A 17,324-nucleotide genomic window follows, 5' to 3' on the forward strand; every position below is an offset into this window, starting at 1 on the left:
TCGCCCAGGAACGAACTGCCGCCCGCCCACCAGGCGGCAGCGCCTTCTAGTTTTTTGCGCGAGCGTTGGAGATGGTTTCGAAGAACTTGCGAACGAGGGTCGGGCGCACCGGGAAGATTTGCAGCAACGCGGTCAGGTTGGCGTCGTTGAATTCCAGCTGCTGGCCATCGTCGCCTTGCACGTCTTTCCAGCCCACCATCACGTCGCGCACCAGCTCGTCGTCGTTCAAAGTGGCTACGGTGGTGTCTGCGGTGCCGTCCGCATCGACGGTCGGGCCTGCCAGGCGCTTATGGATATCTTCGATTTCGGAAATGGTCAGGCGGCGGAAGACGGCGGTAAAAACGACCTTTTCGACACGGCCGTTGTCGCCTGGCAGCTCCACGGTGACTGGGGTGGAGTAGGTTGGGTTTGGAGTAATTTTAATCATGGTTTCGCTTTCAATGTAAGGGTGTTTGTTTGTGTGAATTCGGTGTTTGTTTGTTGGTGGCCAGACTTACAAACAGGTGATGGCCAGCTCGTCGTTGCCCATTACCGGTGGCGCATCCAGCGTCAACTTGTAGGCCAGCACGCCATCGACGTTGTCGTAGGCCACGTTGGTGACGCGCACTTGCAGATCGACCTGGACTTTCTTGCCAGGGACGCTGCCGTGCAGCACGCTCAGGGCAATCGTGGAACCGGAGTCGGACAGTGCGAACGGGTCGAAGTCGGCCAGCGGCGGGGCCAGTACGGTGATTTCGCCGCTGGCGGCGCGGTCGGTGATCGACACTTCGCGTTGCGGACCTGGCAGGTTCAGACGGGCGATCTTGTTGGCCTGATCCCAGCTGAAGTCGGACCACGCCAGGTGAACGCCGCCCAGCGATGCAGGGCCGGTGTTCTCGCTGTTGATGCCTTCTTCGATTTCCCAGCCGTCGGTGTTGACAACAGGCATATCCTGCTCGACTGGCGCGACATACATGGCGTCGAAGGCAAACGACAGCGTTGGCGTACCTTTGGCGGCCAGTTTGGCTTTCACACTGCCACGCGTGCCTAGGAGCTTGTGCAGCGTGCCGTCGATGTTGACGTACAGGGAAGCGCTGGAAATGAGTTTGCTGACCAGGTTGTATTGCACCGAGGTGGCGGCAACGATGGTCTGCGCGAAGGCGCAGGCCATCAGCAGCGCGCCCCATTTCGGTGGCGTGGCCAGCGTGCCGGATGCCACCAGGGCGATGTCAAACGACATCTTGGCCCACTTGCCGACGACGATCTTGCCGGAGCTGCCCATGTACGGCATTTCGATGTTGCGCTCGACCGTTTCGGTATCCATCGGCGTCAGCGAGACGTTGCGCGCTTCGATCCAGTTAGCTGGGCCGGGAGTGGCATCGCTGCCGTAAGCCGTTTCCAGCTTGAACAGAATGGCCTTGCTTTTCCAGGCGCGTGGCTTGCTCAACAGATTAGCCATGTGCTTTCTCCTTGTTGTTGGCCTTGGCTTTTGGCTCGGCCACGGTTTGTTCCGATTGCGCCGGGATGACGACGTGCGTGGTGCCGTCCAGGCGAGTACGTTGCTTGGTTGCCGGGTCGTAGGCGTAGCTGCCGCCCTGGCCCCAGTGCTTGCAGGCGCTCAGGTCATGCAACTTGTGCACGCCAGGCTGATCGTTCGTATTGCTCAAATTTCGCTCCTGTCGATGTACGACGTTAAATAAATGTCCTGCCACCACACATGCCCATCCCGGAATGCCAGGAGGTTGCTGTCACCGCGCTCCAGCGGGTCGTTGCCGTCCGCTGGCCGCCAGCCGTACACCACCTGCTTGACCTTATTGCGCAACGCATCGGTGTCTTCCAGGGCGGCCACGCCCTTGGCGTCGGTCAGGTTTTTGACCACCAGCACGATGCCCACCGAGGCGCGCACACGCTGGATCAGCCGTCCGGCAAACTGGCTTGGCGCTGGCGCTTCGCCCAGGGAAAACACATAGCAGGCTGGTGTGACGGTCGGGTTGCTTTCAACCGCGCTTTGAAAGTCCGCTGCGCCGCCTACTTGCTTTATTTCTGGCACCAGCTCGCGCAGCCTGGCTTTGATGTTTTCGATCAAGGCCGCCCCGTCCGCTTGAACACTGCCGGGGAGCTGGCCACCATCACCACAGTAGCCGGCTCATTGCCTGGCACCGGCGCTGCCTGCTGGAGCTGCACCCGGCCAGACTGGACATCGCGCAGCCATGCCAGGGCGTCCTGATAGTCGGTGCGGGCACGCTCGGTAGCTGCCTCGCCCAGCAGGTTGTAGCGGGCGATGGCTTCGGCGAACTGGGGCAGCGTGACAGGCACGACTGCCAGCGGCAGTGCGTAGCGGCCTGCCAGGTAGCCGTCGATCAGCGCGTCGGCCGCAGCAAGTGCCTTGTCCACCGCGCCTGGCTGCAAGGCTGCTTCGCGTTGGGCGATCTCGTCGGCACCGAAGCGCAGCTCCAGATCGTTGCGAGTGACGTAGGCCATTGCTTACTCAGCCTCAGCCACAGGGATATCCACTTCGGTGACGCGAATGTTGATATCCCATTCCAGCTGTTCCACTTGCCCTTCGGTCAGCTCGGACAGCGCGACGATGGTTGGCGCTTTAGTCCAGGCCCGGCCACCACGACGGTAACCGTCCACCGTCGAGGAAACTTCGAGGCCAGGAATACTTTGTGCGGTCTTCGCGCTTTCTTGCTCGGCGCTTTGGCCAGCTGGCTTGGCCTGGCTTGGTGCGTCCTGGCCGCCAGTGCCACGGTTGGCGGCCGTCGCTTTTTTTGGGTTCTTGGAGGTGTTCGCCATCGTATGAGTCCTGTTATGGGTTTCCAGTGATGCCCCGCCGAAGCGGGGCTATGCCGATTACGCGGTCGGTGCTGGGTCGGTGCCGGTCGAACCGAAGGCCAACTGCCAGAAGCCGTAGCCGCCAGCGGCACGTGCTTCAGCGCCGAACTTGAATTTCTTGCGATTGAAGACGTCGTCCGACTGTGGGTCGGTCTGAGCAACCGGCACAGGGGCTTTGCGCTCCTGGTAGATGAAAGGCTTCACCGGCTTGGTGGTGTCGAGCAGATACCAGGCAGTGCGCGATTTCAGGCGCGGATTGACGAAGACTTCGTAGGAGCCCTTGAACGGGTTGGCTTTGCCGTCGTCCAGGCGGTCAGCGGTCATCAGGGTATTGGCCACCGATTTCAGCGCTGGCGGCACCATCAGGATATTGGGGGTGATATTCAGCGGACGGCCTTCGTCGTCCTTGAATTCCATCATCGCGGTTTCAGCCGCACCCAGGCTGTTGATAGCGGCCTGCTGCGAGATTGCCGACAACTGCATCGTGCCCTTGTTGCTGACGCTGCCTGGCGTGCCGTCTTCTTTTTTGACGGGGTGATCGTCGTCGAAGTAATACTGGCCGTCATAGCACTTGGTTGCGAATGCGCCGTTGACGACGTCGGCGATGATTTCGTCAGGCAGCTGCTTGGACGATGCGCCTGCCGCTTCGGCCTGCGGACCGTAGATACCCAAGTTGTCGTCTTCGATGTCGTTGCGGTCAACTTCGACGGTTGCTTCGAAGTCGTCATTGCGTACCACGTACTTGAACGCTTCCAGTGCCTTGACGGTTTTCTCACCAATCCACTTGCGCATCTTGGGGAAGTTCGATAGCCAGGCGTAATCGTTTTGGCCGGTAGTCGAGGTGACCTTCATGGCGATCTTCTGCCAGGTCGAAGGGGCGGCGGCGAAGGCGTTATTGAAGCTCGTCTTCAGCGAGGTAAACAGATCAGTAACGTTTTGTTTATTGACCAGCATGTATGGTGTTTTCCTTATTTAATAGGTGGTTGGCGTTCTGGATTACTCAACCCAAACGCCGCTGGCATCGACGCCCACGACGCGGCCAGCGGCGGAGCGGGTGTTGGTGCCGTTGGTCTTGGCCACGGTCTGATCGTCCACCACGTAGCAGGTCTTGAACAGATCGGCCTGGGTGACGGGATCGGTGGCGCTGTTCGCCCACAGGAATGCTTTCTTGCGGCGGACGGTGATGGTCGCTGCGCCATCGGTGCCAGCGGTGTTGTCCACCGACATTTCGGCGCGGCCGAGGTAGGTCAGGTTGGTGGCGGTGGCACCAGGGACGCAAAAGCCAGCGGCATTGGCCATAGCGATGGCACCGGCAAAAATCTTGGCACCGCCTGCCACCAGTACGGGCAGGTTCTCCCTTTCCTTGTGCGGGGTGTTGCGGTCGGCGGTCAGGCTCAACTTGTTCTCCTATATATAGAGCAGTGGATGTTTCGCTTACGCGGCTTGTTCTTCCTGCTGGGTCTTGACGAAGTCTTCCGGGCTGACGCCGAAGGCTTTGCACAGCGCCTGCTGATTGGCAGTCAGGGCGACGGTCTTGGTATTTACTGGCGGCACACCTTTGGTTTGGGTGCCGGTCAGGATGGCCAGCTGCGGGGCGCTATCGAGGTAGGCGGTCAACGCTGCGATATCTTTGGCACCGAAGTCACGCGCCCAGGCTTCCTGCATTGGCAGCAGCTTGCCGTCGTCCAGCGCCTGGGTGACCAGGGCATCGATGCGAGTGGTGTTGGTCTCGGCGGTCAGTGCCGCGATGCGGCCCTGCAATGCCTGCATGGTTTCGATAGGCACGAACTTGGCCGGGTCAGGCGTTGCGGCCGACAACACGGCGATGGCACTGTGCTGTTTGCCCAGATAGGCGACCATGTCGAACGACGCGGCAGCGGTCACGGTGGTGTCTTGTTTCAGGGCGTCGATCAGTTTTTGCAGTTGCGTGGCGCAATCTTCGGCCGTGGAACCGACGGGCAGGTTCAGCAGCCAAATGACTTGCTGGATCAGTTCATCCATTGAGGACTCCTTTTCGGGTTGTGGATCGGATGGGGTGGTAATGAGCAGCGAGGCAGCAGCGATCAGCGCATCCATGCCGTCGATGGCCGGGTTATTGGTGATCGCGGCCATGAGAACCTGGAGAACTTCGCCAGTGGTCTCGTCGTACTGGAAAACAGGCGAGATATATTTGTATTCGCCAGCGGCGATCATCTCTTTGGCACGCGGGGTCCAATCGACATTGACGCCGAACAGGCCAGCGTCATCGCGCCATTCCAGTGTTTTGAACCAACCAGCAGCGGGAGCTGGCTGGCCGTTGGTCTTGGTCAGCAGGGTCTGGTGTTCGTAATCAATGACGCAAGGATTGGTGCGCTGCGCGGCCAGGGCGATGACGCGAGCGGCAATGGCGGCGTCGATGCGCCAGGCGGGAACTTCTTTAGGACGACCGTCCGCAGCGCGGAACTCGCCTACCGGCGTGAGCTGGATTTCACCGCTGGCCGTGACGGCCATCGTGCAGGCCGCAATGGCCGTCGCGTGCGTGCGAGCTTTAGTGGGGGAATCGGTGCGCTTTTTCATGCTGCCATGTTGGCAGCGCGCACGGCTTTAAATCAGAGTGACGAATGTCAGCGGTGGGTGGTATTGCTGGAGAAAACGGGGCAGCAATCGCTGCCCCAGTACGTCTTACAGGTCTTAGACCGCGAACACTTTAGACGCAATCAGATTTTTTACCAAGTAGACACGCAACGCATGGCCAACTACCGTCGCCGTGCTGGTGCCGAACTTTGGATTGCCAGGCGCGTCGGTCAAATGGCCCAGTTCATTCAGATAGAACTTAAACAACTCTACATCCTCGTCCTTGTAGCGGGTCGTAAAAGCGTATTCCATAAAGAACTGGTCGTCCGTATAGCGGACGATACGATTGCTCAGATTCATGGTCACGCTGCTGTAGGTCACACTGAGCTTGTCGCCAGTGGCAACCTCAAAGCGCGGTGGAAACGCGACATGGTCATGGCGAGGATTGTTCGCCTTAAGATTAGTCAAGAACTGCTCGTGCCCGCGCCACAAAAGCGAAATGTGGCCATCTACGATATCCAGCTTACCCTGTTCATCAGTTGCATTATTAGTCATCTATCTATCCCTGTCTGGTTGAGTGCAAACCATACCCATATGGCCGCACCTATGGATTTGGTAGCCCGACAGCAAAAGACAAGATCAAATATCAAAATTAACGCTGTTTTAACGGGTCTAGGCGCGTTTGTTTTCTTTTTCCGGTAGCGATACGCCAGTTAGCCCCTAAAACGCCTTGGCCGCCCGCGCACGAGATTTGGCAAAATCCATGCACGGGCCGCCGCCATCTAGAATAATCCGCCCGTTTCCAGCGGCTCCCAGTTCAGGATGACCAGCTCGCGGCTGGTCTGCTGCGCACCGGCATTGGCCACCGAATATTTGATATCCAGCTCCAGGATGTGGAAGCCTGCGAATGCCTGGCGGATTGCCGGATGGTCGTTGATGCTGACCATCGCCTTGCCCTTACAGGTACGCATGAAGGCGGCCATCTGCTCGTATTGCTCAAAACCGAACGGCAGGCCGTAGCCTTCCATTTCCCAGTAAGGCGGGTCCATATAGAAGAACGTATGCGGCCGGTCATACTTTTTAACGCACTCCTGCCAGTCCAGGTGTTCAACATAGGTTCCTGCCAGGCGCAGGTGCGCCGCGCTCAGGTTTTCCTCGATCCGGCACAGGTTGATCGGGCGGCCGGTGGTGGCGGTCCCGAAGTTCTGGCCAGACACCTTGCCACCGAAGGCGTGCTGCTGGAGATAGTAGAAGCGGGCGGCGCGCTGAATGTCGGTCAGCGTCTCCGGCCGTTTCATCTGCTCCCATTCAAATATCTTGCGGCTGCTGAACGCCCATTTGAACTGGCGGACGAATTCTTCCATATGGTGCTGGACGACGCGGTACAGGTTCACCAGTTCGCCATTGGCATCGTTCAGCACTTCGGTCTTGGCGGGCATGTTGCGCATAAAGTACAGCGCACCACCTCCACAGAACACCTCCACATAGCATTCATGCTGCGGGAACAGCGGCAGCAGCTTGTCGGCCAGGCGGCGCTTGCCACCCATCCAGGGAATAATGGGGCTTTCGGTCATCGGACTCCTTTAACAGGCGCTCCCTGGCGCTCTGGTTTGGGACTCGTGGCCCTCAGTAAATTCATCGTGCCGCATCGCGGGCACTTAATGTCCAGGCAGTGGTAAATCCCAGCACCCAGCTTTTTATGGCACTGGCCACAGCGTATGTCCTGCATATATATGTCTCTCCGTGCTAATATTCGCGCCCCCTACGGGAGGCAGAGCCTTGACGGAGCATGCGCTATGCGTGCCGAGTGGCCGACCAGGTGTTAGCGCACCTGGTCGGTCGCTCTGTTCTAATCGCCCACCAGGTAGTCGCGCAGGCTGGTGACGATAAACTCGACGTCCTGCGGATAGAGTTCACCCGCTGGCGTCACCGGCAGAAACGGCCGCGCCGGGATATCACCCCACAGGTGAGGGAATTGCGCCTTGGTGCCGCCGTAGTGCTGCATGGCCGCGTAGATCATCGACGAGCCGACAACCAGCTCCGAGGCCGAGGCGACGTAGAAAATCTGCCTGGCCAAGTCGCCACTCGCGCCCTGGAGTGGCCGCTTGCTGATCGCCAGGGTCCGGCCCTTGGCGCTGACCTTGCCTGTCTTCTTGGAAAAGCCGCCACGGCTTGCAATGTAATTAACAAGCGTGGCTTGCGAGTTGGGTTTCCATTTCGCGCCGTCCGGCGCGGTGGCCGTGGCAAATCGCTGCTTGATGCGGTCGACCTGATCTTCGCCGATTCCCTGGAGCACCGGCTGCATATCGTCCAGCCGGGCAGCCAGGTGCGTCAGCGCGTCGTTGAATGCCTGGTTGGAGACGGTAATCATTGACATCGTGTTTTGCTCTATACTTAAGGTTAGAACGGGCGAGGCGAGGAAAGGAGTCCACGCTCATGGGCAGTCCCAGCTGGGGCTGTCAAATGTATGGAGGAACGTCCGCCCTCCCGTCCGTTCACTTGACCACCTTCAAAAATCCCCCCTTGATATCCGCCTCGACCGCCTCGGCTGGCACCTTGAAGCCCGAGACGATCATGTTCAGTTCGCCCAGGGCGCGCTTCTGCTTGAAGTCGAATTCGACGGCCAGCTTGCCTACGCGATCATCAAGGCTCTCTACTATATAGAGCAGCTTCCCGGTCCGGGTGTCGAACAGCACCTGTTCGGGCTTGTCCAGCTGGGTGGGCAGGTTGGCCCATTCGTCTGGCGTCAGGGCATCGCCCGCTAGCTGGTGCCGCTGCGCCTTCTTGCCGATCAACAAACCATCCTGCACGGCGATCTCGGCGCTGGCCGGGGCGACGCCGACCTGTTCCGCTAACCATTGCAGGGTGCTGCGTTCAATAGCGCCGACGATGCTGGTGCGGCCGCGCTTAACCGGGTCGGCCAGCACTTCCGCCAGGAACTCGCCATAGGCCGCATTGCGCTCGGCCTTGAGCACCGGTGCCAGGACGGCATACATGGCAGCGCCGACCGGCGCATCCAGGTTAATCAGCTTGGCATCGATCAAGTCCTTAAACGAGCGTTCGGTGTTCGCGCCTGGCGCGTAGGCCCAGCCTTGGTCAATACCGACTGGAGCGCCGGTTTTCTCCGATATCTGGTCCCAGCCTGGTGGCGGTTCGGCGCGGCCTTCCGCTTGCGCTTTTGCATATTCTTTGGCACTGACTGCCACTACCGTGCAATGGCATCCCCATCCATTCGGCGGGAAGTGTGTCTGCCAGAACGGGTGGTCGTGTGGCAACACCAACCCATCCCAGGAGACGTGCAGCGGCCGTGGGTGCATGACTCCATCGGCGTGCACATACTTCCAGTATGGCCGCTCGGCCAGCAGTTTCGGATCGGTAAGCTGCTTCCAGCGCCCAGCCGCGTAGCTGGTGGCCATGTTGGTCTGGTAGATGACGCGGGTGCGCCATGCCTGGCCAGCCGTGCTGCCTTCACCGGCCCAGCCAGTCCAGCCGTGCTTGAGGACGATATCCTTAAATTCCTTGCGGAAGGCTTCTAGGCCGCGCCCGTCCTTGATGGCGCGCACGATGGCCCCGTTCAGGTCGTTCAGCAGATCGGCATCGGCGGCACCGGCCACAATAAAGGCGCGATCATGGGCAGACTTCAGAATGTCGTCATAGCGGTCCGTCGGCAGGTTGAGCTTGTTCTTGAAGAATGCCAGCTGCTCGGCGAACGGATTGGAGACCGTTACGCCATTCGCATCCTTCCCAGGGAAACTGATTGCCACCGGCATCAGCGTTCTTCCTGGGCATCGCTCATACCCTTCAGCTCGGCCAGGGCGAAGCCTGCCGCCATCAGCTTCACCAGCTGCTCGAATTGGCTGCCGCCATAGGCGTTGAGCAATTGGCTTTGCAGCTCCGCCAGGCTGGTGGCCTGTTCGACCAACTGGGCGATACGCTCAAGGTGCGACGCCCAGCTCGGCGCTGCACCTGCCGCCAATGTATCAGTCAGGTCGTCCGTGCTCAAGGCGGCCGTGGCCACCGGCACGCGCCGGGTCAGCTCGGCGGTGGGGGCCGGATCGCCTGGCGCTGTATTTGACACTGGTGCAGCCGTCAGCGGCTTGAGTACAGCCTCGCCGTCTTGGGGCTGCGGGATGTGCAGTCGCTCATGCGCCCAGTTCACCGGGATTTGCAGGCCAGCGCCGGCCAGCTTGGGCAGCGCCTCCGCGTAGCTGGTCAGGTCTTCCGCTTCGCCCAGGTCAAACGCCAGGCGCGGGCAGCGTGCCAGGCTCAAGGTGCCCGGACGGTTCAACGCTAGCAGTGGATAGACCAGGTCACGGGTCAGCGTTGCGGCGGCCTGGCGCGCATCACCGTTGCGGATATCGTGGCGTACCTCGTTGTGCACCTTGCCCAGCGCGTAGCTGCCACCGCCACCTTTTCCGGTATCGGCCGACAGCGTTTGGCCAAGGATGCTTTTCGACTGGGATTTATCGGCCCAGTTCATCATGGCCAAGTGCGCGCTTTCGCCAGCGCCGCCTGTGATCTTCTGGATTTCCAGTTTCATTTCTTCCGGCATGATGGCGCGGGCGTCATGACTCAGCTGGGTCACGGCGCGCATCAGGCTGGCCTTTTCCTCGGCGGTCGCACCGGCAAAGTATTTGCCCACGATGATGGGCAGACCATACGTTTCCAGAAACTCGGCGAAGTCGCCCAGCGCATACGCCTTATAGAGGAATGGCCACACCAGCGTGCGGAACAGTCCCATGCGCGCCGCATAGCCGGTCTTCGCTTCGCGCCTGGTGTGCATGATCCAGCCGAATGGACGCATCATCTCGCCGTCCGCAGACCCGTCGTTGAGGCGGATTTCGGTGCGAGCCTGGTTGAGCTTGAACCACTCCTGGGGGCGCGGGTAAAAGTCCGGCAGCAGGGTGCTGCCTTCGCGCCGCCACTCCAGCTCAACGGGCGCAAAGCCGTGACCTACTGCATCCATCATCGCCAGGCACAGGTTTTCCATTGGATCGGCGGCGTCTTGCAGCACCTCCTTTACCCATTGCGCCGATGCCTTCTCGGCGGCGGTCGCATTACGTGGCGGGACGATGTCCCACGACAGGCCGACGATGGCCGTCTTGCGCTTGTCCATCTCGGCCTGGATATGGCCGTCGCGTTCTTCCATATCCGCAAACAGGCGATGCTGCTCCAGCAGATTGCCGTTGTCGGCCTCCTGCAGGACGCGCGCCAGGCGTGCTGGCGTCAGGCCGCTCAGCATCGGCGTCAGGTACTGGTTTTGCAGGTTGGTGATGTGCGCCGTTTGCGGCTCATTCAACGTGCCCTGGTCGATAGGCTTGCCATACTGGTCAACGATTTTGCTCAACTTAACATGCTCCGGGAATTTTGATAGTGGTCGTCATCACCACGGCCTTGGTGAGGACGTGCGGCCGTTTGCAGACCGAGTACGCTGCGCCCGCGTGTATTGGCTATCCACCACAGCAGCTCCAGCGCTGTCAGGCCGTCGTAGTGGTGATGGCTTTGCGGCGCTGGCCATGTATCCATTTCGTCCAGCAGCTGCGTCAGGCCAGGGTGAAACACGATCTGCGGCACATGCGCATCGGTGATGTACGGCTCCAGCGCATCGATGCGCACCTCTGGCGCTACCGTGGCAGGATGGCCAACCAGCGGCAGCGGCACGCCCGCGTCTGCGCCCGCCTGAATGAAGGTCTGGCGCGAATGCTCATAGGCGTTGTTGTTCTCAAAGGCGATGGCGCGGCAGCGGAACTCGCGCTGCATGTCGATCAGGTCCGCTTCCAGCTTGGACGGTACGCGCCGTTTGATGGCGGCCATGATGACGTTGAGGCGGCGCTTATACGGATCGTAGCCACCCACGATCAGTGCCGACGGGTCGGCGCGGCGGCTGGCGCCCATCGACGGGTCACAGGCTCCGAACATGATCCAGTCAGGAAGACGCTGCACCCAGAACTGGTGGCGGGAGAATACCTTATCCTCATCGGTCAGCGGGTCGCCCTGCATCTCGGTGTTAAACGCCCGTTTTGACACCGCCCGCTGGCGCATCAGCCAGAACAGCGGGCGCACCGATGGCCAGGAAACGACCGCGCCTTCGTCCATTGCGGCCTTGTTCGCCAGGTAGAACTGGAACGACGGCAGCTGCACTTCGTCCAGGACTTCGCCGCGTGTGGCCGCTTCTTCGACCATAGGCTTATCGGCGTTAAGCATCATCTCCTGGCACTGCTCCCACAAGTCCATGTGGGTGGGCAGCGTGACGATGGCGCGGAAGTGATGGACGATGTGGCCGATGGTTTTCTTTGCGCGGCTGATTGGATCGTCCTTGTCCAGGATCGTGCCGACGCCGCAGTATTTAACCGTGCCATCAGGCGGGCCGAGATAGTCAATGGCCTTGGTCAGCCACGTCCAGCGGTTGTTGCGTTCAGTCGGGCTTTTTGCCTCGGAGTCGGTAATTAGATCATCGCCCAGCAGCAGCTTGGGACGGCTGGCACCGTGGAACGTGCCCCGGATCGCCTGTTCAGCGCCGAACGGCTCAACCTTGACGCCGGTCTTGGTGATGAATTCACCAACCTTCCACATCGGCCCTTTGCCGCAGGCTTCCGGGAAGTCGAGCGCCAAGGCCGCGTTCATGGTCAGCTCGGTCTTGCTCACCTCCACCAGCTTGGTCGGCAGCGAGGTTTCCGCGCCCAGCAAGATGATGTAGTCAATGAATGGCGGCAGTGGGCCGGTCGCGCCTATCTCGGTGCGAACCGCAGGCATTTGGTGCAGCGCCTGCACGGCGCACCAGACAGGACCGATCTTGGTCAAGAGCGATGACTTGGCCTCGCCACGCGGCGCGATCCACCATTCCTTGACACCACCAGCCATGCGCAGCAACTGCGGGAAGCGATTGCAGAACTGCTGGTGGAACAACGACGGCTCACCACGGATGTGATGCGGGAAATAGGTATAGGCGAAGAACTGGAAGTCTCCATCCAGTACACGCTTGCGGCGGGCACGGATCGCCGCTGGCGACGGATCAAGGCCGACCTTATGCGCCTCAATGTCACGGCGCAGCGAGCCGACCAGGTCGGCCAGCTCGTTCTGAAACTCTTTTTTTGACAGATCGTCGTGCTTCATTTGGCGTCCGCCAGAATCTTCGGCAGGATGTCGCCGAACGGCTCCAGAATCTCCAGCAGAACGCCGCCATGCTGCGGGTAGCGCTCCTGCACGAATTCTGCCAGGCCGCGCAGGACCAGCATGCCAATGGACAGGCTGTTCGCTTCCGGCAGGAACTTGCGCATCGCAGCCAGGCTCTTATGGATGTTGTCCATCAGGCTCGATAGCAGCTCCACGCGCTTGGTCGCGGGCATTTCGGTGTCGGCCTTGATTAACTCCAGCACCGCGTTGAACTGCACCAGCATCTCCGTCAGGATTTGCTGCGACAGCTGCTCCACATCGCCACCCGCCAGCGAGGTTGCGCTACGCAGCTTGTCCCAGTCGTCGCCCTCGGCCGCTGCCTTCTCTTTCCAGCGCTTGGCGGTGGTATAGGCGACATTGGCCATGCTCGCGCTCTGCTCCAGCGAGAGGCGGTCGAACACATAATGCTTGCGCACCAATGCGCGCACGTCAGCGCCCTTAGCCATTAATGCCCAATCTGGCGACGGATGAATTCGATCAGCGCGCCCACCACCACGCTGGTGCCGACACCGGCCAGCACGCCAGCCTTGGCCGCGCCTTTCTCCAGCGCCTGGATGCGCTGCTCGTGATCCTTGATCGAATCAGCCAGCTTCTTCGGATTGGCAATCTCGACCTCGCGCAGGCGCTGGTCATGTTCGTCCAGGCGGCGCGTGACTTTCTGCTCCAGATTGGCCAGGCCGACGCCGTGCGCGTCCAGCTTGGCTTCGATGCGGCCGAGGATGCGCGCCAGTTCGTCGTTACTAATTTGCATTCAGTTTTTCCGTTGAGGGTTAGCGGTGTGCCAGTTTCATCTGGCGTTCGTTGTCTTTAGCGCAGACGATGCAGCGCGTGCAGCCGTGGACGGCCTTGCGTCGCTTTGCCGGAATCGGCTCGCCACAGTCCACGCAATCGTGGACGACACCAGCGGCAACGGCCGGTGCTTGCGCTTGTTGGCGCTGGCGTAGGATGGCCGCTTCGCGGTCCAGTTCCTCCACCATCGTGGCGCGGTCATACAGGTCGGTCACTTCGTATTCCCCGTGTCGGTGTACCAGTCGATCCAGCCGCTCACTTTGTTGGCGCAGCGCTGGTACAGGCGGGCCACGTCAATGTGGTTGTTCACCGCGTTCTGGCCCGCCTTCGCTGGTGGCAGCTTCGGGCACTTCGTCATCAGGTTCGCCGCTGGCTGCGCCGTCTGATCCTGCGTTTGCGGCATTCCACCGGCGCAGGCTGACAGGATCAAGCACGCAGCCAATGGCAGGATTGTTCTGCTGGTCAGTTTCATATTCGGCTTTGATGGTCTGAAAGAGTTGATCGGTCTTGTCCTGGGCCTGCTCGGTGCGCACCCCCACCGCCGTGGCCTTGACGTTCTTGCGGGCGAGTTTTTCGCCTGCCTTACGTTCGGTCTTGACCGCTTTTGCCTGCCAGGCGTCGTTCGTCACGACGATGCCGCCGATGAATGCGCCAGTACCGACCGCGACGGTCCAGGCGAGGAAGGCGGCAATTTTTCCGCTTGTAGTCATAAGGGGCTCTCCAGGCAGACCGACTTGCCCCACGTCGCATAAAGAGGCTGATGGGTGAACAGGATGACGCGGGGATAGCGGCGGGAATAGGCGAAGTTTTTGTCACTCTGCCCGGCATTGATGTTTTCGGTTTGGCCGAACCACATACCGGGTTTGCTGGAAGTGCGCTGTGCGCGCTGTACATAGCCCAGTCCGGCGTTGTAGCCCTTCAATGCGGCGGCCCAGCGCTCGCAATCGGTATCGCCCTTGACACGCGCATAGAGCCAGCCGTCGTATCGCACAAGAGCGCGAATCGACCAGCGCGGTGAGTACGGATCGACGGGAACCAGCTCCGGGAAGCTGCGCGCCACCTGTTCGCTGGTGCTATCCATGAACTGGGCCAATCCACGGCCGTTGTCCCAGGCGGTAACGGAGGCACGGCAGCTGCTCTCCTGCTTCATCTGGCCAGCGAACATCGGGATAGGCGCGTTGATGCCGTGGACGGCTTGCGCCTCGCGGATCAGCATTGACCTGTACTGGTCGCACACATCGACTGCCTGAGCGCCGGTACACGCCACTGCAATGGCAGCGCCTACGGTCAGCACCAGCAGTTTGGGCGTCAACCAGATCAGGAGGTAGTCAGGCCAGCGCAGCTTGTTCATCACAGCCCCGTGCCCAGGGTGAACATGGATGCAGCCATGATGACGGCGCGGCGCATCATGAGCATCGGTGGCGTGCCGTAATCCATGCGGTCACGGAAGGCCATTCGGTCGAGCCAGTAGCCGATAAAGCCGCCGAGGGTCACATGACCGAGTTTCCACAGCAGCGTTTGAATCGCTGCCAGATGACCGGTGATGGGCAGTTGCGTGGCCAGCCAGTAGAACAGCGCTGCAACGAGCAGCCATTCAATCATTCGCACCACTTCACGCGTATGACTGACGACCTCTTTGGTCGCGGTGATGGTCACATGCAGCAGGAAGTACAGCAGGACTGCGCCGCCGAAAACGAGCCACTTGCAGAAGGTGCCGAATTTAATCAGTGCACGGCCAGCGCATTGCAGCGCCTGGCCGACTCGGTACAAAAATTTCATCAATCCCCCTTGGTGATGTTATGAACATCGGCCGATATCGGCCGTTAGGGGGACTTTACGTTTTGGGGAGAGGTGTCCCAAGGTTGACGGGTGTCAGCACCTTGGGCGGAGGGAGTGCGGAAAGGGACTAGATCAGGCTCATCTGGCGCGGGTCAACTTCTTCGACGTCGCCCGTGGTTTTCAGAATCCGCCAGATGGTACGCTCATGCAGGTACGGCGTAAATAGGCGCGTAATCTGCGCCACCGCCTGACGGGCCGACATGCCGTCAGGGCCAGCTGTCAGCTTGTCGAACTCCGCCAGCACTTCCTTGTTGCGGACCAGCTTCATCGCCTTCTGGCAGGTAGGCACCGTGAAGGGCACATTGCCGTAAAACTTGAACAGCTTTTCAGCAGCCTCACGCCCAATGGACAGAGACATTTTTTCCATGCTGTTCTCGCTGTTGTAGAGGTTGACTGTGCGCCCGCCGTAAGCATCAAGCAGGCGCAGCGCGCAAGGCAGGCCGATCACCGCAACCAGCTTTTGCGCGGTGGTCGGCAGATGGGAAAGGTCTGTTTGCATCGCTTTTGTCACTTCCTATTGTTTAGCCTGGCGGCGCTTCGCGTCGTAGCTCAGCGCCGCAATGATTTTGACGAGGTGTTCCGACTGGCAGAACTCGATACGCTCAATGCCGCAAATGCGCTTGGCCATGCCATCGGCATAGGCCCACGGCCGCTTAGCATCTGCGAGCTGGGCCTCGATCTTGTTGACCAGCTGGGCGCGTTGCGGCGCGGCTTTTGGCTTTGTCCGTCCGGCGTTGTTCTTCTCGATCTTGAACCCCACTTTTTTGAACCGATCCAGTACAGCCTGGCGCTCATCGGTGTTGAGACTGGCCGAGCTGGACTTGCCGGTGACGTTCACCAGGATGGCCCGGTAGGCGTCGTCGTCCAGCTGGAGCGCCTTCTTGGCCACGTGGATCAATGCCAGGTCAGCTTTACGCTGCTGCTCGCTGTTCTTCGCTCTCATGCTTGCTCTCTTTGGACTGTTTTGCGGCGGCAGCACCTGCCTCAATAATTGCCTGTGCCTCGGCCTTGCTTGGGATGGTGATGGATTCGCAGACCTTGCACAGATGATTGATAGCGGCCTTGCCTGTGCTCCAGTCCGGCAGATAGATAGTGTAGGAACCGCTAAAGTACGGGTCTTTGCTCACATGTCGTTTCCCCAGTGCCTTTTCCATCTTGCTGCGCTTTGCTGGCGACAGGTTTGGGCGAACGGATTGGCGCAGGAATTTCTGTTCAGGCGCTGGATTGCTGCCGATAACCCATGCCGCTTTCATCAGGCCGTTGACGTAGGTATAGACGCGAAACGTCATCGCGGTTTTACGCTCCACGTTCAGCGATACCAGATAACCGTCACACATCAGATTCACGCTCCCCCAAGGGAGCGACAATTCTTTTATCAGGTCTTCCTTCTGTTGCTTGCTTAACTTCATATTTCCTCTTGGTTGCTCATCAGTACCAGGCAACCCCGCCTGGCAGACTGGCCCGTTAAGGCCAGTTTCGCTTATGGAAAGTTAATCGTCGGACGGGGCGCTGTTAAACCTTGGCCACGTCCAGGGAAATGGGCTGATACTGGTCGGTGCTGCCGACGCGCTCATAGAAGCGCACATACTGGCTGGTGCCGATCACTTGCACCGATTCGCCGATGGCCTGCATGGCACGCTGCCAGCGCTCGTCTTTGATATCCAGACGGCGCAGGCCAAGGATGCGACCGGTGCTGATGTTGCCTTCCTTATCGGTGTCGAATGCCTGCTGGACGATGACCTTGATTTCAGGGCCGCTGTCACGGCTCCAGTCATGGATGCACTCGTCAATCAGGCCCTTCGCCGCTTGCAGGCGTTCATCGAATGTGATGTTTTCAGCAGTGGCGACATTGACCTTGTAACGGCCGTCGAACGACACCAGGGTGACGTTGCCTTTCTTGCCGCCAAGCTTGGCTTCATACTGCTCGGCCGACAGCGTCACGAAGGCGGCCACATCGGCGAACACACCGGCCTTGAACTGCGCCAGTGCCTTGTTCTGCGCCTTCGCGCCTTCAATCAATTCCTGCACCAGGCTGTCGCGTGCAAGATCGATAGGTTTGATGGTGTCCACCGGGATCAGGTGGCCTTGTGCGTTCTTGCGGAAGCCTTCCGGCACGTCGAGTTGTTGTGCGGTTGCGTTCATGCGTTTCCTTCTAC

26 protein-coding genes and 1 other RNA gene are annotated in these 17,324 nt (G+C 60.1%); all 27 read right to left on the bottom strand.

Annotation, left to right across the window (positions count from 1 at the left end; translation table 11 throughout):
• Positions 1 to 46: 46 nt before the first annotated feature.
• Positions 47 to 427 (bottom strand): phage tail assembly chaperone, encoded by a 381-nt coding sequence (locus GTP44_RS00990; RefSeq protein WP_161017944.1) that lies wholly within the window; start codon positions 425 to 427, stop codon positions 47 to 49.
• Between the two features lie 66 nt (positions 428 to 493).
• Entirely contained in the window at positions 494 to 1,438 is a 945-nt protein-coding gene (locus GTP44_RS00995; RefSeq protein WP_161017945.1) for a phage tail tube protein, read from the bottom strand.
• Entirely contained in the window at positions 1,431 to 1,646 is a 216-nt protein-coding gene (locus GTP44_RS01000) for a hypothetical protein (protein WP_161017946.1), read from the bottom strand. Before GTP44_RS01000 ends, GTP44_RS00995 begins: the two co-directional genes overlap by 8 nt.
• Positions 1,643 to 2,065: a phage tail terminator protein gene (locus tag GTP44_RS01005; RefSeq protein ID WP_161017947.1), complete on the bottom strand. Its 423-nt coding sequence runs from the start codon at positions 2,063 to 2,065 to the stop codon at positions 1,643 to 1,645. Before GTP44_RS01005 ends, GTP44_RS01000 begins: the two co-directional genes overlap by 4 nt.
• Positions 2,062 to 2,460 (bottom strand): gp436 family protein, encoded by a 399-nt coding sequence (locus tag GTP44_RS01010; protein WP_161017948.1) that lies wholly within the window; start codon positions 2,458 to 2,460, stop codon positions 2,062 to 2,064. Before GTP44_RS01010 ends, GTP44_RS01005 begins: the two co-directional genes overlap by 4 nt.
• 3 nt (positions 2,461 to 2,463) lie before the next feature.
• Positions 2,464 to 2,775, bottom strand: coding sequence for an HI1506-related protein (locus GTP44_RS01015; protein ID WP_161017949.1), 312 nt, complete (start codon positions 2,773 to 2,775; stop codon positions 2,464 to 2,466).
• 57 nt (positions 2,776 to 2,832) lie between these two features.
• Positions 2,833 to 3,768, bottom strand: a complete 936-nt coding sequence (locus GTP44_RS01020; protein WP_161017950.1) for a Mu-like prophage major head subunit gpT family protein — start codon at positions 3,766 to 3,768, stop codon at positions 2,833 to 2,835.
• A gap of 42 nt (positions 3,769 to 3,810) precedes the next feature.
• On the bottom strand, positions 3,811 to 4,212 hold the full coding sequence (locus GTP44_RS01025; RefSeq protein WP_161017951.1) for a hypothetical protein: 402 nt from the start codon (positions 4,210 to 4,212) through the stop codon (positions 3,811 to 3,813).
• 36 nt (positions 4,213 to 4,248) lie between these two features.
• Positions 4,249 to 5,370 carry a phage protease gene (locus GTP44_RS01030; protein WP_161017952.1) on the bottom strand — a complete coding sequence of 374 codons (1,122 nt, stop codon included), beginning with the start codon at positions 5,368 to 5,370 and terminating at the stop codon, positions 4,249 to 4,251.
• A gap of 114 nt (positions 5,371 to 5,484) precedes the next feature.
• Positions 5,485 to 5,922, bottom strand: coding sequence for a hypothetical protein (locus GTP44_RS01035; RefSeq protein WP_161017953.1), 438 nt, complete (start codon positions 5,920 to 5,922; stop codon positions 5,485 to 5,487).
• A gap of 227 nt (positions 5,923 to 6,149) precedes the next feature.
• Complete coding sequence (locus GTP44_RS01040) at positions 6,150 to 6,941, bottom strand: DNA adenine methylase (protein ID WP_161017954.1); 792 nt, start codon at positions 6,939 to 6,941, stop codon at positions 6,150 to 6,152.
• Entirely contained in the window at positions 6,938 to 7,096 is a 159-nt protein-coding gene (locus GTP44_RS01045; protein ID WP_161017955.1) for a Com family DNA-binding transcriptional regulator, read from the bottom strand. The genes GTP44_RS01040 and GTP44_RS01045 overlap by 4 nt, the downstream gene beginning before the upstream one ends.
• Before the next feature lie 120 nt (positions 7,097 to 7,216).
• Positions 7,217 to 7,744 (bottom strand): phage virion morphogenesis protein, encoded by a 528-nt coding sequence (locus tag GTP44_RS01050; protein ID WP_161017956.1) that lies wholly within the window; start codon positions 7,742 to 7,744, stop codon positions 7,217 to 7,219.
• A gap of 118 nt (positions 7,745 to 7,862) precedes the next feature.
• Positions 7,863 to 9,137 (bottom strand): phage head morphogenesis protein, encoded by a 1,275-nt coding sequence (locus GTP44_RS01055; protein ID WP_161017957.1) that lies wholly within the window; start codon positions 9,135 to 9,137, stop codon positions 7,863 to 7,865.
• Positions 9,137 to 10,714, bottom strand: a complete 1,578-nt coding sequence (locus GTP44_RS01060) for a DUF935 domain-containing protein (RefSeq protein WP_161017958.1) — start codon at positions 10,712 to 10,714, stop codon at positions 9,137 to 9,139. Before GTP44_RS01060 ends, GTP44_RS01055 begins: the two co-directional genes overlap by 1 nt.
• Positions 10,711 to 12,480: a hypothetical protein gene (locus GTP44_RS01065; RefSeq protein ID WP_161017959.1), complete on the bottom strand. Its 1,770-nt coding sequence runs from the start codon at positions 12,478 to 12,480 to the stop codon at positions 10,711 to 10,713. The genes GTP44_RS01060 and GTP44_RS01065 overlap by 4 nt, the downstream gene beginning before the upstream one ends.
• Positions 12,477 to 12,986: a DUF1804 family protein gene (locus GTP44_RS01070; protein WP_161017960.1), complete on the bottom strand. Its 510-nt coding sequence runs from the start codon at positions 12,984 to 12,986 to the stop codon at positions 12,477 to 12,479. Before GTP44_RS01070 ends, GTP44_RS01065 begins: the two co-directional genes overlap by 4 nt.
• Positions 12,986 to 13,291, bottom strand: coding sequence for a hypothetical protein (locus GTP44_RS01075; RefSeq protein WP_161017961.1), 306 nt, complete (start codon positions 13,289 to 13,291; stop codon positions 12,986 to 12,988). The genes GTP44_RS01070 and GTP44_RS01075 overlap by 1 nt, the downstream gene beginning before the upstream one ends.
• A 19-nt stretch (positions 13,292 to 13,310) precedes the next feature.
• Entirely contained in the window at positions 13,311 to 13,544 is a 234-nt protein-coding gene (locus tag GTP44_RS01080) for a TraR/DksA C4-type zinc finger protein (RefSeq protein ID WP_161017962.1), read from the bottom strand.
• Positions 13,545 to 13,622: 78 nt separating this feature from the next.
• Positions 13,623 to 14,039 (bottom strand): hypothetical protein, encoded by a 417-nt coding sequence (locus GTP44_RS01085; protein WP_161017963.1) that lies wholly within the window; start codon positions 14,037 to 14,039, stop codon positions 13,623 to 13,625.
• Positions 14,036 to 14,680 carry a transglycosylase SLT domain-containing protein gene (locus GTP44_RS01090; protein ID WP_161017964.1) on the bottom strand — a complete coding sequence of 215 codons (645 nt, stop codon included), beginning with the start codon at positions 14,678 to 14,680 and terminating at the stop codon, positions 14,036 to 14,038. Before GTP44_RS01090 ends, GTP44_RS01085 begins: the two co-directional genes overlap by 4 nt.
• A complete protein-coding gene (locus GTP44_RS01095) occupies positions 14,680 to 15,108 on the bottom strand; it encodes a putative holin (RefSeq protein ID WP_161017965.1) in 429 nt (142 codons plus the stop codon). The genes GTP44_RS01090 and GTP44_RS01095 overlap by 1 nt, the downstream gene beginning before the upstream one ends.
• Positions 15,109 to 15,235: 127 nt before the next feature.
• Positions 15,236 to 15,667, bottom strand: a complete 432-nt coding sequence (locus GTP44_RS01100) for a Mor transcription activator family protein (protein WP_161017966.1) — start codon at positions 15,665 to 15,667, stop codon at positions 15,236 to 15,238.
• A gap of 15 nt (positions 15,668 to 15,682) precedes the next feature.
• On the bottom strand, positions 15,683 to 16,111 hold the full coding sequence (locus tag GTP44_RS01105; protein WP_161017967.1) for a gp16 family protein: 429 nt from the start codon (positions 16,109 to 16,111) through the stop codon (positions 15,683 to 15,685).
• Positions 16,080 to 16,577, bottom strand: coding sequence for a hypothetical protein (locus tag GTP44_RS01110; RefSeq protein ID WP_161017968.1), 498 nt, complete (start codon positions 16,575 to 16,577; stop codon positions 16,080 to 16,082). The genes GTP44_RS01105 and GTP44_RS01110 overlap by 32 nt, the downstream gene beginning before the upstream one ends.
• A 6-nt stretch (positions 16,578 to 16,583) precedes the next feature.
• Positions 16,584 to 16,650: hammerhead ribozyme type II (locus GTP44_RS01115), an RNA gene on the bottom strand.
• A 30-nt stretch (positions 16,651 to 16,680) separates the two neighbouring features.
• Complete coding sequence (locus GTP44_RS01120; protein WP_161017969.1) at positions 16,681 to 17,310, bottom strand: DUF3164 family protein; 630 nt, start codon at positions 17,308 to 17,310, stop codon at positions 16,681 to 16,683.
• Positions 17,311 to 17,324 lie beyond the last annotated feature (14 nt).

The organism is Duganella lactea (assembly GCF_009857505.1).
GTDB lineage: Bacteria > Pseudomonadota > Gammaproteobacteria > Burkholderiales > Burkholderiaceae_D > Rugamonas > Rugamonas lactea.